We start from the raw sequence: 12660 nt of genomic DNA, 5'->3' as shown, positions 1-12660 counted from the left end.
GGCTTTGTTCCTCGACCTGCGGACTTTCTGCCGAGGGCCTCCGGAGCGGCGTCAGACGACCCTGCGGAGCTCGAAGGCCTGGCGCAGCTGCGTCACGTCGGCGGCCGGGGCGTGCTCTCGCGCCAGGGCGTACGTCTCGTCGACCAGAGCGACCAGCGCGCGGACGGCATCGTGCGGGCCGGCGACGAGCAGCTGCCGGATGCGGGCGGCGAGACGGTCCGGCCGATGCGGCAGCAGCGACTCCTCCCAGTCGAGCCACTTGTGGAACGGGTGCGGCATCCACACCCGGTTCAGGCCGAACAGCGCGTCGAGCACGCCCTGCACGCCGTCGAGCAGGTCGCGGTGCAGCAGCAGCACGTCGTCGCGGGCCGCGAGCATCTCCAGCCGTTCGCGGCTGCGCAGGTCGAGGCCCTGCTCCACCATCGCCACCGCGAGCGCCTCGGGGTAGTCGGCGCACCGCGCCCGCCACACCTCGATGACGCCCTGCCCGTGCAGCGGTATGCCGTCACGCAGGGCGGTCACGCGCACCTGCAGCTCCGCCTCGGTGTCGCCCACGAGCGCCCGGTCGAGGTAGGTGTCGATCGTGGAGGTGACGAAGCCGCTGACGTCGATCTTGACGCCGTCGACGAGCAGGCCGTCGGCCCACTCGTGCTCGTCCTCCTCGGCGTAGACCCGCTCGAAACCGGCTCCCTCGACGGCCGCCTCGCGGTCGGCCGAGGACGGCGGAGCCGTCCAGTAGACGTCGAGCTCGATGTCGGACGCCGCGTCGGCGAGGCCGCGGGCCACCGACCCGCCGACGAGCGCTGCGGCGACACGGTCGTTGCCGGCATACGCCCGGACCGCCAGGCGTGCGATGTCGACCCGGCGAGCCACCTCGTCGACCTGCTGGCCCGCCGTCATGACGAGACGGCCGCCGGGATGCGCACGCTGGAGACGGTCGTGAGCACGGGGTGCGCGTCGTCGCCGTCGCGCACCTCGCCCCCGCGCCAGACGATCGAGAGGTCGCGCCCCTGGACGGTCAGCTCGGCGAGGCAGTTGTCGAACCACGGGCCGTCGGTGACGCGCCACGGGTAGGCGGGGTCGGGCACGTGCTTCGAGTGGCCGGCGACGAACCGCATCGGCCGCACCAGGCCGCGCGCGAAGAGCGACATCATGACGCGCACGCCTCGCGGCATCGGGTTGCGGATCGGTGAGCAGACCGCCTGCACGATGCGCGAGCGGGCGCCGTGGCGCGACCTCGCGTCGACGACCTCGGCCACATAGGAGTTGTGGACGTCGCCCGACAGGAAGACGACGGTGGCCGGCGGCTTCCCCCGCTCCCCGCGCGCCACCTGCATCACCGACTCGAAGACCTCGACGAAGCCGTCGTTGAAGGCCGCCCAGTGCTCGAGGTCGATCGACTGGCGAGCCTTCTCGGCGCCCTGGGCGATGAGGCGGCCGTGCGTGCCCATGGCGAGCACCTCGTCGATCGCCTCGAAGTCGTGCAGGCCCGGCGGCAGCATGAAGGGCAGCGACGTGCCGATGAGCAGGTGCTCGACGTCGCCGGTGAGCTGCTCGTCGAGCCACCGCATCTCGTCGGGGTCGAGCATCGACCGGTGGTGCGGCTCGAGCACGCGCGCGGCGCGGGAGTCGACGACGACGAGGCGGCTGTCGCCGAGGTCACGGCGGAAGCTCCACCGGTAGACCTCCGGGTGCCGGTCGGAGCGACGGGCGAGGTCGAAGACGGCGTCGGTGAGGTCGAGCTCGGAGCTGCCGTCGACCCAGCTCGCTTCTGCCGCAAGCACCTTCGCGTAGATCTCGTCGTCGGCGAGCTGAGCCGGCGACAGGTTGCCGATGTGCTGGTAGACCCAGTACGACGAGAGACCGCCCATGAGCCGCTCGTGCCACCACGCCGTCCGGTTGATCTCCTGGTGCCACGTCCACGACGTGTTCCAGTCGTCACGGATGTCGTGGTCGTCGAAGATCATGCAGCTCGGCACCGTGGACAGCAGCCAGCGGTTGGCGTCGTCGTTCCAGGCGAGCCAGTAGAGGTGGGCGTACTCCTCGTAGTCCTTGATCTCCTCGCCCGGGGGCGCCTCGATGTCGCGGCGGCCGGCGATGAACTCGCGCATCGCCTCGGACGTCTCGTCGGCGTAGACCTGGTCGCCGAGGAAGGCCACGAGGTCGGGCCACTCCTCCTCGCCCCGGGACAGGGCGAGGGCGAGCGTGCGCAGCGCGTCGACGCCGTTGGTGCGGTGCCCCTCCCGGTCGTGCGGCACCGTGGTGCGGCACGACCCGAAGAGCAGGCGGGTCGGCCGCGACCGGTCGATGGTGCTGATGCGGGACGGCGGGAAGGGGCTGTCGGGCTCGGGCCAGGCGAGCACGCCGTCGACCGTCACGGTGTAGTCCCAGCTGCCGCCCGGCTCCAGGCCGTCGACGACGACGAGCGCGTAGTGGTGCCCCTTGACCGAGAAGGTCGGGGCGCTCCACGAGCGGCCGTCGGCCTCCACGGCCACGCGCGCGGGCCCCGGAGTCTCGACCCACACCGTCGCCTCGGTCTCGCCGACGTAGCGCAGCATGGGTCCGAGGACGAGCAGGCTGGTCGGGTCGGGTCGCGAGGGCTCGTCGGTCATGCCCCAGACTTACTCCACCGCGGCGTCACTCGGGGACGAAAGCGCTGTGAGAACTCTGTGGCTCAGCGCGCGCCGCCCAGGTGCGCCTCGAGGAAGGCGAGCGTGCGCTGCCACGCGTCGGCGGCCACCTCCGCGTTGTACCTCGACGGCGAGTCGTCGTTGAAGAAGGCGTGACCGACCCCGTGGTAGACGCGTGCCGTGAAGTCCACGCCGGCGTCCGCCATGCGACCCTCGAGCTCGGGAACGCCGTCGGTGATCCCGTGGTCCTCCTCGCCGTAGAAGGCGAGGACGGGGCAGGCGATCGTCGCGGGGTCGGCGTGGTCGGGGAACGTGCCGTAGAAGGGGACCGCCGCCCGCAGCCGGGCGTCCGCGGCCGCGAGGGCGAACGCGTACGTGCCCCCGAAGCAGAAGCCCACCACGGCGACCCGACCCTCGACGCCCGGCTCCTCCACCAGCGAGTCGACGACCGCCGTCAGGGCCGGGACGGCCCACGCCGCGAACTCCGGCTGGCGCGCCGGTGTCGTCGCCGCCCGCAGGTCGGGCTGGGCCGCGAGCCGCTGCTCCTCGGTGCCTCGCGACACGAGGTCGAAGAGGCGGGAGCCGACGTCGGGCGTGAGTCCGACGTGGCGCAGCAGGTCGGGCGCCACCGCGACGTAGCCCTGCGCCGCGAAACGGTCGGTGACGTCCCTGACGTGGTCGGTCAGGCCCCAGATCTCCTGGATGACGACGACGGCCCCGCGGGCCTGGCCCGGCGGGTCGGCGCGGTAGGCGGTGAGGTCGTGCTCGGGGAAGTCGGTCATCGTGCCCATGGGACAGTCCTACTCCCTGCTCCGCGAAGCTGGCCCGGCCGGCGGCAGCGAGAATCGGGACGTGACCGATGATGCGCACCCCGGTGCGGAGCCCGACGCCGCCCTCGACGCGGCCCTCGACAGGTGGCTCGCGGCGTGGCTCGGTGCGGTCGAGCGACGCACGACGCCCTCCGGCGCCGAGATCGCCTTTGCCGCCGAGGCGGTCGCCAAGGTGCACCATCGCCGGACCCGCGCCGTCGAGCTCGTCCAGCGCCTCCGTGCGGTCGCCGAGCCCGGGCCGGCCCCGTGGTGGGTGCAGCCCGTCGAGGCCATTCCCCGCACCACTCCCGACGGCCGGCTCGTCACGCTGTGGCCGCGGGTCGAGGTGCTCACCGAGGACGCGCCGGAGCACCCGTGGGCCGACGCGGGGCGGCTGCTCGCCCGCCTGCACCGGACGCCCGTCGAGCCCCCGGTGCTCAGCGCTCTCCCGCCACAGGGCGGCCCGGCCCGTGTGAGCCGCGCCCTCGACCGGGCGCGTCGGCTGGACCACCCTGCTCGCTCGATGCTCGCCGGCCTCGGCAGGCGGCTCGTGGGCGAGCTGACCGGCTCGTCGCCGGCCCCGCCGCACGTCGTGCACGGCGACTGGCACCTCGGCCAGCTCGCGGTGGGCACGGACCGACTGCGCCTGCTCGACGTCGACGACCTCGGTCTGGGCGACCCGGCGTGGGATCTCGCCCGACCTGCCGGCTTCTGGGCCGCCGGGGCGCTCGACGACGCGTCGTGGGAGACGTTCCTCGACGCGTACCGCGACGCCGGTGGACCCGCGGTCGCGAGGGCCGGCGACCCGTGGCGCGTCCTCGACCTGCCGGCTCGCTGCGCCGTGTTCGTCGCGGCCGTACGCACGGCGACCGTCCAGCCGGCTCACAGCGACGACCCAGCCCACTCCCTGTTGGAAGCGTGCGCCCGGATGTGAGGATGGCCCCATGAGCCAGCAACCGCCGCCCTTCCCCCACCAGGACCAGACCGGCGCCGCCTACCAACCGCAGGGCTTCGTCTGCCCCAAGTGCCGGGGCACCATGCGCACCTACGACCGCAACGGCGTGCACGTCGAGCAGTGCGACCAGTGCCGGGGCCTCTTCCTCGACTTCGGCGAGTTCGAGCACCTCAGCCAGCTCGAGAGCCGGTTCGCGGCGCAGCCGCCGCCCCAGCAGTACGGCGGCCCGGCCTGGGGCAACCGGGGCGGCAAGCACTACCGCAAGAAGGGCATGGCGGGACTCTTCTTCTCCAGCTGACGCGGAGGGTGTGAGGATGGCGCCGTGCCCGACCAGCCCGCTGCCGTCGCCGAGCCTGTCACGAGGGCGATCGCCCACGTCACGAGGCTCGCGACCGGGCCGGCGCTGAGCCCCGACCTGCGGGTCACCCTCAACTTCCACCCGGACCGGCTCGTCGAGGACTCGTCCGTGCTCGCGGCGATGGCGCGCGACGGCGTCTACCGCTCCCAGTTCGAGACCGGCACGAGCAACGGCGGGCTCACCGCCCACCCGGGCGGTGACCGCTGGACGTGGGAGAGCCGCATCTTCGGCGGCGCCTACGACGACGCGGACGGCTCGCTGCGACCGAAGTACGGGGCGCTCGACCGGCACCGCTCCCCCGTCGGCGCGGCGCCGCGATTCGGCTCCGCGCACGTGCGCCTCGCGCCGCACACCCTCGCGATCACGACCTTCTGCTTCCCCGACAGCGTGTTCCGTCCCGAGCACTTCGGGGTGGCGGCTGCGTACGCGTTGAGCGAGCTCGCCGACGACCGCCCGGCACTCTTCCCGGGCGAGAGCGAGCCCGACCCGCTCGACGACTACGTGGAGGCCCATGTGCACGGGGTCGTCGACCTCGCGTCCGACGTCGAGGCTCTCGTGCTCGACCCGTCGTTCCGGGGCACCGAGGTCGAGGACGACGCGCAGGCGTGGGACCGTCTCGGCGTCCCCGTCGAGTGGCACGACGGGTGGGTGCTGCCCGTCGAGGAGCTGCGCGCGCACCCCGACTACCGCGGGCCCGAGTTCGTCGAGCTGGGCGAGGCCGTCGCGGTCGACGGGGTGCTGACGCCCCGCATCGTCGGCGACGCGGTGCGCACCGGCCGGCACGACCCGCAGCACCTCAAGCGGGTCTGGCACCTCGTCGCGAGGTTCGGACGGTCGTCACGACCGTCGTGACCGAGGGTGTGCGCGGCGTCGACGAGAACCCGAAACGGCACGGCGGGTCGACCGGCGCCAGCGCCCCCAGCGGCGAGCCCTCGAGACTGCCCGCCATCCCCACCACCCGGTGCAGGTCGGTCGCGCCGTAGAACTCCCGCCGTCCCTCGAGGGCCGTGCCGCGCGTGCGCACGCCGCGCAGGGCGACGCGTGCCACCGGGTCGACCACCGTGGCCCACGCGGGACTCGCGGCGACGCGGAACGGCACGGCACGCAGCAGCCGGCCCAACGGCATACGCCCGCCGACCGTCAGGTCGAGCGTCAGCGACGGGGAGCACACCTGCCACTGCCCTGCGACCCGCGTCACCTCGACAGGCTCCAGGCGCACCTCGTCGAACGCGTACGTCGACTCGATGAACGCGGCGACGTCGGCCGTCGGCGCGAGCAGCAGACGGTGGCCGTCGGCCCGCTCGACCATCGCGTCGCCGAAGGAACCGAGGGGCGTGCGGTCCCACGACCCGACGACGACGCGCACGCCGGAGGTCGAGCCGATGCCGGCGATGCGGCCGTGGAAACGGTGGACGCTCACTCGACCCGGTTCACCGTCTCGTCGACGCCCTCGACGATCTTCGAGTAGTCGTCGGTCGGCGAGCCGCCGAGCACCGACCCCCACGCCGGCACGAGCTCGGCGCCGTAGCGGTGGCCGTAGCCGTCGGGTGGGTCGTGCCCGACGGCCATGTCGGTGGTCAGCTGCCAGAACGTGACGAAGGGGATCCACGTGACGTCGGGGTTGACGTCGCGCCCCCGCGGCTCGCGCAGCCAGTCGGGCTCGGCGCCGAGCAGGGCCGGGTTCCACCAGACGACGGGGTCGGACGGGTGCTGCGCGTAGACGAAGCGGGGGAAGTCCCACGTGCCGTAGTCGCGGCCGTAGTAGTCGTGGGTCAGCTGGTCGCCGCTCGCGGCGAACCGGATGTGGCGGCCGTCGTCGACGACCGGCACGATCTCGGGCGAGCCCTCGTTGCGTCGCGCCGTGAGCGACTCGGCGATGGCGGTGAAGCTCGGGGTGCCCACCCAGACCCCGCCCTGCGCCCGGGCCATCATGTCGTCGGCGTCGGCGAACGCGGCCTGGCCCCCGTAGGCGCCCAGCGACTCACCGCCGACGACGAGCTGCGGGCGCTCGTCCTCGGGCAGCGCCCGCCACACGGCATACACCTTGTCGAAGAGCGCCTTGCCCGCCTCGCGGGGGGTGTCGCGGTCGGTCATGATCGACATCGCGCTCGGCAGGTAGGAGTACTGCATCGCGGCGATGGCGCTGTCGCCGTCGGCGAGGTACTCGACCGACTGCGCCGACCAGTCGTCGACCCAGCCCGTGCCCGTCGTCGTGAACACGGCCAGCACCCGGCGCTGGAAGGCGTTGGTGCGCTTCAGCTCGGCCACGACCGCGTCGGCCACGTCGGCCACGGTGCGGTCGCTCGTGCGGCCTGCGTAGACGCGGATCGGGTCGATGGCGCCGCGCCCGGTCGCCCGCGAGATCTCCGACGCCGTCGGCGCGCTCGTGACGAACATCTGGCCCTGGTAGCCGAGCGTGTCGTAGCGCTCGAACGAGCCGACGCTGCCCGACAGCAGCGGCGAGGTCGGCGCCGACCGGCCGCTCGGCGAGCTCGAGTTCACCTGGGCGGCGACGCCGGCGAACGCCTGCATGCCCCGGTGGAACAGCACGCTGTCGGTCACCCAGGCCGTGGTGAGCGCGACGACGAGGACGGCGATGACGCTGGCCAGCGCCCGGGGCAGCACCTGGCCCGCCGCCTCGGCCAGGTGGTGCGTCGCGCTGCGCAGGCCCCGCGCGATGGCGAGGAACACCACGGAGATGACGGTGGCGAGCGCGAGGGCGAGAGCCCAGTCGAGGGGGTCGAGCGGGGCCAGCCGCACGACGGCCGCGGTGCGGGCCTGTGCGCGCACGTTGGCGACGGTGAGGCCGAGCACGGCCACCCCGCCGAAGACCGGGGCCGCGACGAGCAGCCAGTGCCGGGCCTCGCCACTGACCATGACGCGCAGGTCGATGAGCCGCGCGACGGTGCGCACCACCCATGCCACGCAGACCCCGAGGGCGTAGCCGGCGACGGCGCAGAGACCGCTGATGAGGCCCTGGTAGTACCACGTGCGCGGCAGCAGGCTCGGCGACATGGACGTGAGGAAGTACGCCGCACCGAAGAACAGACCGGTGCGCGACAGGTGCCACCACGGGCGCCCGGCGCGCGCCGGTGCGCGCGGACCGGACCCCAGGGACATGCCTCAACAGTAGGTGGGGGCGTGTGCCGCGCGCCTCCGGTTTGCCCCCTACGGGAACACCCCGGCCGTGCCGGGCAGGATGGGGACATGCGCCACCCCTACGAGCGGACCACGACGTTCAGCCGCGACGGCCTCACCTTCGACGTCACCGACACGGGTCCGCTCGGGGGCGAGGTCGTGGTGCTGCTGCACGGCTTCCCGACGGACCGGTCGAGCTGGGACCGCGTCGCCCGACGCCTGCACGAGGTGGGCCTGCGCACCCTCGCCCCCGACCAGCGGGGCTACTCGCCCGGGGCCAGCCCGAGCGGGCTCGACGCGTACCGCCTCGACGAGCTCGTGGCCGACGTGCTGGCCCTCGTCGACGCGTCGGGGCGCGAGCGGGTGCACCTCGTCGGGCACGACTGGGGCGGCGCACTCGCGTGGCTGGTCGCGGCGAACCACCCGCACCGCATCGCCTCCCTCACCGTCCTGTCGACGCCCCACCCGGCCGCGATGGGCCGCGCCTGGCGCCGCGGCCTCGAGCAGAAGCGCATGTCCTGGTACATGGCCGCGTTCCAGGTGCCGTGGGCGCCGGAGCGGGCCCTCGCCGCGAGCTTCCACTCCGTGCTGACGCGCACCGGGCTGCCCGCCGAGGACCGCACGAGGTATGCCGCCCGGCTGGCCCGTCCCGACGCGCTCGCCGGGCCGATCAACTGGTACCGCGCCGCCCGCCGCTCGCACGTGCGGGCGCACCGCGTGGAGGTGCCGACGACCTACGTCTGGGGCAGCCGCGACCCGTTCCTGGGGCGCACCGCCGCCGAGCTGACCCGCGAGCACGTGACGGGCGACTACGAGTTCGTCGAGCTCGACGCCGGGCACTGGCTGCCCGAGACCCACGACGACCGGGTGGCATCGGCCATCGTGGGCCGCATCACGCGCGATGCGGGGAACACCGACGCGCGCCGGTAGGTTTCACGTCCGTGAAGATCGACATCTGGTCCGACATCGTGTGCCCGTTCTGCTACCTCGGCAAGCGGCGCCTCGAGGCCGCCGTCGCGCAGTTCGAGCACGCCGACGAGCTGGAGATCCAGTGGCACAGCTTCGAGCTGGACCGCGGGGCCGAGGCGGTGTCGGACGTGCCGCTCGTCGACCTCGTCGCCGCCAAGTACGGCACGAGCCGCGAGCAGGCCGTCGCGCAGCACGAGTCGATGGCGGCTGCCGCCACCGAGCTGGGGCTCGAGTTCAACTGGCAAGGGGCCCGCTACGGCAACACCTTCGACGCCCACCGGGTCGTGCACCTGGCGGCCGACCGGGGCCTTGCCGACGCCGCCCACGAGCGGCTCATGCGGGCCTACTTCACCGAGGGCCTCGCCGTCGGCGACCGCGAGACCCTCGTCGGTCTCGCCACCGACATCGGGCTCGAGGCCGAGGTCGTGCGCGAGATGCTCGACTCCGACGACTACGGCAACCACGTGCGCAGCGACGAGGCCACCGCGAAGATGCTCGGCATCGAGTCGGTGCCGTTCTTCGTGCTCGACCGCAAGTACGGCGTCTCGGGCGCGCAGCCGGTGGAGGTCTTCACCCAGGCGCTCGAGACCGCCTGGTCGACCCGGCACGAGGTGCCCGAGCCGGTGGCCGCCGGCGGCGGCTGCGGCGGCGGCTGCGGCGCCGGGGGCTGCGGCGGCGTCTGCGGCGCCTGACCCCGACACCCCGTCCTGCCCCAAGCCTCCCGTGACGCCCCCGGACGCGTAAGGTACCGGTCGCCGGTCGACGAAAGGCGCTCATGGGCAGGCACAACGACCCCGCGGACCGTGGTTCGCGGCGCGCGGTCGTGCTGACGCTCGTCGCCTCGGCACTGCTCGTGCTGGGCGGCGTGGCGGTGCTGCGCTCGGCGGGCGACCTGCGGCTGGGTCACGCCGGGCCGACCGGCCGCACCGGACAGGCCACGCCGTCGGCCACCAGCACCATCGGCGAGACGGAGGAGCCCGACCCGGCGTCCGCCACCCCCACGCCGACGGCCGCGTCCACACCCGCGACGCCCACCCCCGACGCGTCCACGTGGCCGGCCACGTCCTCGCCTCCCACCCCGCGCGACGACGTGGCCCGTGCCGTCGTGACCATCGTCAACGCCGAGCGCGCCCGGGCCGGGTGCGCGCCGGTCACGTCCCACGCAGCGCTCACCCGGGCCGCCCAGGACCACAGCGAGGACATGGCCGCCCGGGGCTACTTCTCGCACACGAGCCCCGACGGGCGCACCTTCGGGCAGCGCATCCGGGCGGCGGGCTGGGCAGGCGGCGCGGTCGCCGAGAACATCGCGGCGGGCCAGGCGAGCGCCGCCGCCGTCATGAAGGACTGGATGGGCAGCGCGGGCCACCGCGCGAACATCCTCGACTGCACCTACCGCACCATCGGCGTCGGCTACGCGACGGGCGGCCGCTACGGCACGTACTGGACCCAGGCGTTCGGGGCGTGAGCCTCCCCTAGGTTGGGGGCATGCAGCCGTGGCACTCACAGGACCGGCACGTCGTCCGCCTCGACTGGGGTCCCACGGCCGCCGACAGGCTGACCACGTATGCCGTCGCCGCCGGTTCGCCCGTGTGCGCCGTCGTCGTCGACGTGCTGAGCTTCACGACCTGCGTGTCGGTCGCGGTGGACGCCGGCACCGCCGTGCACCCGTACCCGTGGAAGGACGACTCGGCCGAGGCGTTCGCCGCAGAGCGCGGCGCGACCCTCGCGGTGCCGCGCAGCCGGTCACGGGACGGGGGCGGGGTGAGCTTGTCGCCGTCGTCGATCCGGGCGGCCGGCCCCCTGCAGGACCTCGTGCTCCCCTCTCCCAACGGCTCGACGATCGCCGCCCGCCTGGCCGGGGCGGGCGCGCAGGTCGTGGCCGCGTCGCTGCGCAACCGCTCTGCGGTCGCGGCGTGGCTCGTCGACTGGCTCGACTCGACGGTCGGGTCGGGCGCGAGGCCCGCCGTGGTCGTGGTGCCCGCCGGGGAGCGGTGGCCCGACGACTCGCTGCGGCCCGCCGTCGAGGACCTCTGGGGCGCGGGCTCGGTCGTCGCCGCCCTCGCCGCGCGGCTCGAGCACCGCGCAGGGCCGCTCCTGCTCAGCCCGGAGGCCGAGGCCGCGGGCACCTCGTGGCTCGCGGTCGAGGACCGCCTGGACGAGTCCCTCGCGGCCTGCGCCAGCGGGCGCGAGCTCGTCGAGCAGGGCTGGCCCGACGACGTCGCCGTCGCCGGAGAGCTCGACTCCTCCGAGAGGGTGCCGCTCCTCGCCGGGGGCGCGTTCACGGCATACGGCCGCTGACGCTCCTCGACAGCCCGGCGGCGGCCTACTGCCCGATCGCCGTCCAGAAGGCCGAGGCCGCGCGGGACGGCCGGCCGGTGCGACGCTCGGACCAGTCCGCCGACGTCATGAGCGCGGTCACGGCGTTGACGCCGATCCAACGCAGCGGCTCGGGCTCCCAGTCGCGCGACGTTCGCCCCGCCCACGGAAGCGTCGCGAGGCCCTCGGGGTCGTCGCCGCGGATCATCGCCGCGAGGGTGAGGCCCGCGAGCGCCGACGTGGCGACGCCGTCGCCGACGTAGCCGCCCGCGAAGGCGAGACCGGTGTGCCGGTCGTGGCGCACCGATGGGAACCAGTCGCGGGGGACGCCCAGGTTGCCGCCCCACGAGTGGGTGAAGGTGACGCCGTCGAGCACCGGGAAGAGCTCGACGAGGATCCGCCGCAGGCTCGCGTGCACGCGCTCGTCGCGGTCGTAGAGCGGCGACACCTTGGAGGCGTAGTGGTACGGGGCGCCCCGCCCGCCGAAGGCGATGCGGCCGTCGCGGGTGCGCTGCCCGTAGATCGTCAGGTGCCGGTTGTCGGCGAAGGTGGTGCGGTTCTCGAGACCGATCTGCTCCCACACGTGGTCGGGCAGCGGCTCGGTCGCCGTCATGAGGGAGTAGATCGGGGCGATGGCGCGGCGACGTCCGGCGACCGTCGGGGTGTAGCCCTCGGTGGCGAGCACGACGTGCTCCGCGCGCACCGTGCCGTGGGGGGTGACGACCCGGTGGCTGCGCACGTCGACCGCGTTCGTGCGCTCGTGGACGACGACGCCACGACGCTCGACGGCGTCGGCGAGCCCACGCACGAGCCGGGCAGGGTGGATCGCGGCGCAGTGCGGCGTGAACGCGCCGCCCAGCGCGTCGGTCACCGCCGCGACCTCGGTGACCTCGTGCGCGTCGAGGAGCCGGTGGTCGTCCTCGCCGAAGCCCCAGGCCCGGTGGTCGGCGGCCTCCTCGCGGAGGCGTTCGAGCTGGGCCGGGTTGCGGGCCACGGACAGGTAGCCGCCCTGGTCGAAGTGGCAGTCGATGCCCTCGGCCGCGGTCACCCGCCCGATCTCGGCGACGGTCTCGTGGAGCCGGTGCTGCATCCGCACCGCCGCGTCTCGGCCGCGCTCGGCCGCCATCCGCTTGAGCGAGGCGGGGAAGAGGGCGGAGCACCAGCCGCCGTTGCGGCCCGAGGCCCCGAAACCGGCGACCTCCTTCTCGAGCACGGCGACGCGGATCGTCGGGTCGGCCGAGACGAGGTGGTATGCCGTCCAGAGCCCGGTGTAGCCGGCGCCCACGATCGCGACGTCGACCTCGGTGTCAGAGGCGAGCGAGGGGCGGGGCTCGATGTCGTCGATCGTGTCGTGCCAGAGGCTGAGTCCCCGGTAGCCGCTCGTGGTCCTGGAGCGCGGCGGCACGGCGGGAGGCATGGCGGGATCATGCCATCTCGGGACACCTCCGCAAGGTCTTCGATCCTGTGGATTTTGACTTGAATCCC

At 73.9% G+C, this 12660-nt stretch carries 13 protein-coding genes; 7 read left to right on the top strand and 6 right to left on the bottom strand.

All coding sequences use genetic code 11. From position 1 onward, the window contains the following. Positions 1–51 precede the first annotated feature (51 nt). The 3 genes from ACYVNR_RS03490 to ACYVNR_RS03480 form a co-directional block, all read right to left on the bottom strand. Positions 52–900 (bottom strand): hypothetical protein, encoded by an 849-nt coding sequence (locus tag ACYVNR_RS03490; protein ID WP_461046593.1) that lies wholly within the window; start codon positions 898–900, stop codon positions 52–54. After that, entirely contained in the window at positions 897–2612 is a 1716-nt protein-coding gene (locus tag ACYVNR_RS03485; protein WP_461046591.1) for an alkaline phosphatase D family protein, read from the bottom strand. The genes ACYVNR_RS03490 and ACYVNR_RS03485 overlap by 4 nt, the downstream gene beginning before the upstream one ends. 62 nt (positions 2613–2674) lie before the next feature. Continuing rightward, on the bottom strand, positions 2675–3421 hold the full coding sequence (locus ACYVNR_RS03480; RefSeq protein WP_045191226.1) for a dienelactone hydrolase family protein: 747 nt from the start codon (positions 3419–3421) through the stop codon (positions 2675–2677). A gap of 61 nt (positions 3422–3482) precedes the next feature. On the opposite strand from ACYVNR_RS03480, the gene ACYVNR_RS03475 reads away from it, so the two are divergent. Genes ACYVNR_RS03475 through ACYVNR_RS03465 form a run of 3 tightly spaced genes read left to right on the top strand, consistent with a single transcriptional unit; the run spans position 3483 to position 5604 of the window. After that, on the top strand, positions 3483–4373 hold the full coding sequence (locus tag ACYVNR_RS03475; protein ID WP_461046589.1) for a phosphotransferase family protein: 891 nt from the start codon (positions 3483–3485) through the stop codon (positions 4371–4373). Positions 4374–4383: 10 nt separating this feature from the next. Beyond that, entirely contained in the window at positions 4384–4692 is a 309-nt protein-coding gene (locus tag ACYVNR_RS03470; RefSeq protein WP_458802713.1) for a TFIIB-type zinc ribbon-containing protein, read from the top strand. A 24-nt stretch (positions 4693–4716) separates the two neighbouring features. Then, positions 4717–5604, top strand: a complete 888-nt coding sequence (locus ACYVNR_RS03465; RefSeq protein ID WP_461046587.1) for a DUF3626 domain-containing protein — start codon at positions 4717–4719, stop codon at positions 5602–5604. Here ACYVNR_RS03465 and ACYVNR_RS03460 read toward each other — a convergent pair. Together ACYVNR_RS03460 and ACYVNR_RS03455 are read right to left on the bottom strand one after the other, a co-directional pair. Continuing rightward, positions 5549–6172: a hypothetical protein gene (locus tag ACYVNR_RS03460; protein ID WP_461046585.1), complete on the bottom strand. Its 624-nt coding sequence runs from the start codon at positions 6170–6172 to the stop codon at positions 5549–5551. The two genes, ACYVNR_RS03465 and ACYVNR_RS03460, sit on opposite strands and share 56 nt — an antisense overlap. After that, complete coding sequence (locus tag ACYVNR_RS03455) at positions 6169–7872, bottom strand: alpha/beta hydrolase (RefSeq protein WP_461046583.1); 1704 nt, start codon at positions 7870–7872, stop codon at positions 6169–6171. The genes ACYVNR_RS03460 and ACYVNR_RS03455 overlap by 4 nt, the downstream gene beginning before the upstream one ends. 87 nt (positions 7873–7959) lie before the next feature. Here ACYVNR_RS03455 and ACYVNR_RS03450 point away from each other — a divergent pair, with 87 nt between their 5' ends. From ACYVNR_RS03450 to ACYVNR_RS03435, 4 genes are all read left to right on the top strand, one after another. After that, positions 7960–8820 carry an alpha/beta fold hydrolase gene (locus tag ACYVNR_RS03450; protein ID WP_461046582.1) on the top strand — a complete coding sequence of 287 codons (861 nt, stop codon included), beginning with the start codon at positions 7960–7962 and terminating at the stop codon, positions 8818–8820. An 11-nt stretch (positions 8821–8831) separates the two neighbouring features. Continuing rightward, positions 8832–9551 (top strand): DsbA family oxidoreductase, encoded by a 720-nt coding sequence (locus ACYVNR_RS03445; RefSeq protein ID WP_458802718.1) that lies wholly within the window; start codon positions 8832–8834, stop codon positions 9549–9551. 83 nt (positions 9552–9634) lie between these two features. Further along, positions 9635–10324, top strand: a complete 690-nt coding sequence (locus ACYVNR_RS03440) for a CAP domain-containing protein (RefSeq protein ID WP_052677316.1) — start codon at positions 9635–9637, stop codon at positions 10322–10324. Positions 10325–10344: 20 nt separating this feature from the next. Next, complete coding sequence (locus tag ACYVNR_RS03435; RefSeq protein WP_461046579.1) at positions 10345–11157, top strand: 2-phosphosulfolactate phosphatase; 813 nt, start codon at positions 10345–10347, stop codon at positions 11155–11157. Positions 11158–11182: 25 nt separating this feature from the next. Here the strand turns inward: ACYVNR_RS03435 and ACYVNR_RS03430 are convergent, their stop codons facing one another. After that, positions 11183–12592, bottom strand: coding sequence for an NAD(P)/FAD-dependent oxidoreductase (locus ACYVNR_RS03430; RefSeq protein WP_461046577.1), 1410 nt, complete (start codon positions 12590–12592; stop codon positions 11183–11185). Positions 12593–12660 lie beyond the last annotated feature (68 nt).

This window comes from Terrabacter koreensis (assembly GCF_054783315.1).
The sequence above is the reverse complement of the archived record's forward strand: the minus strand, read 5'-3'. Positions and strand labels throughout refer to the sequence as shown.

Bases quoted from the DNA above. Each gene is read 5' to 3' on its own strand.
- ACYVNR_RS03455 (WP_461046583.1), bottom strand. From the start codon at position 7,872: ATGTCCCTGGGGTCCGGTCCGCGCGCACCGGCGCGCGCCGGGCGCCCG.
- ACYVNR_RS03490 (WP_461046593.1), bottom strand. From the start codon at position 900: ATGACGGCGGGCCAGCAGGTCGACGAGGTGGCTCGCCGGGTCGACATC.
- ACYVNR_RS03435 (WP_461046579.1), top strand. From the start codon at position 10,345: ATGCAGCCGTGGCACTCACAGGACCGGCACGTCGTCCGCCTCGACTGG.
- ACYVNR_RS03480 (WP_045191226.1), bottom strand. From the start codon at position 3,421: ATGGGCACGATGACCGACTTCCCCGAGCACGACCTCACCGCCTACCGC.
- ACYVNR_RS03470 (WP_458802713.1), top strand. From the start codon at position 4,384: ATGAGCCAGCAACCGCCGCCCTTCCCCCACCAGGACCAGACCGGCGCC.
- ACYVNR_RS03450 (WP_461046582.1), top strand. From the start codon at position 7,960: ATGCGCCACCCCTACGAGCGGACCACGACGTTCAGCCGCGACGGCCTC.
- ACYVNR_RS03430 (WP_461046577.1), bottom strand. From the start codon at position 12,592: ATGCCTCCCGCCGTGCCGCCGCGCTCCAGGACCACGAGCGGCTACCGG.
- ACYVNR_RS03440 (WP_052677316.1), top strand. From the start codon at position 9,635: ATGGGCAGGCACAACGACCCCGCGGACCGTGGTTCGCGGCGCGCGGTC.
- ACYVNR_RS03485 (WP_461046591.1), bottom strand. From the start codon at position 2,612: ATGACCGACGAGCCCTCGCGACCCGACCCGACCAGCCTGCTCGTCCTC.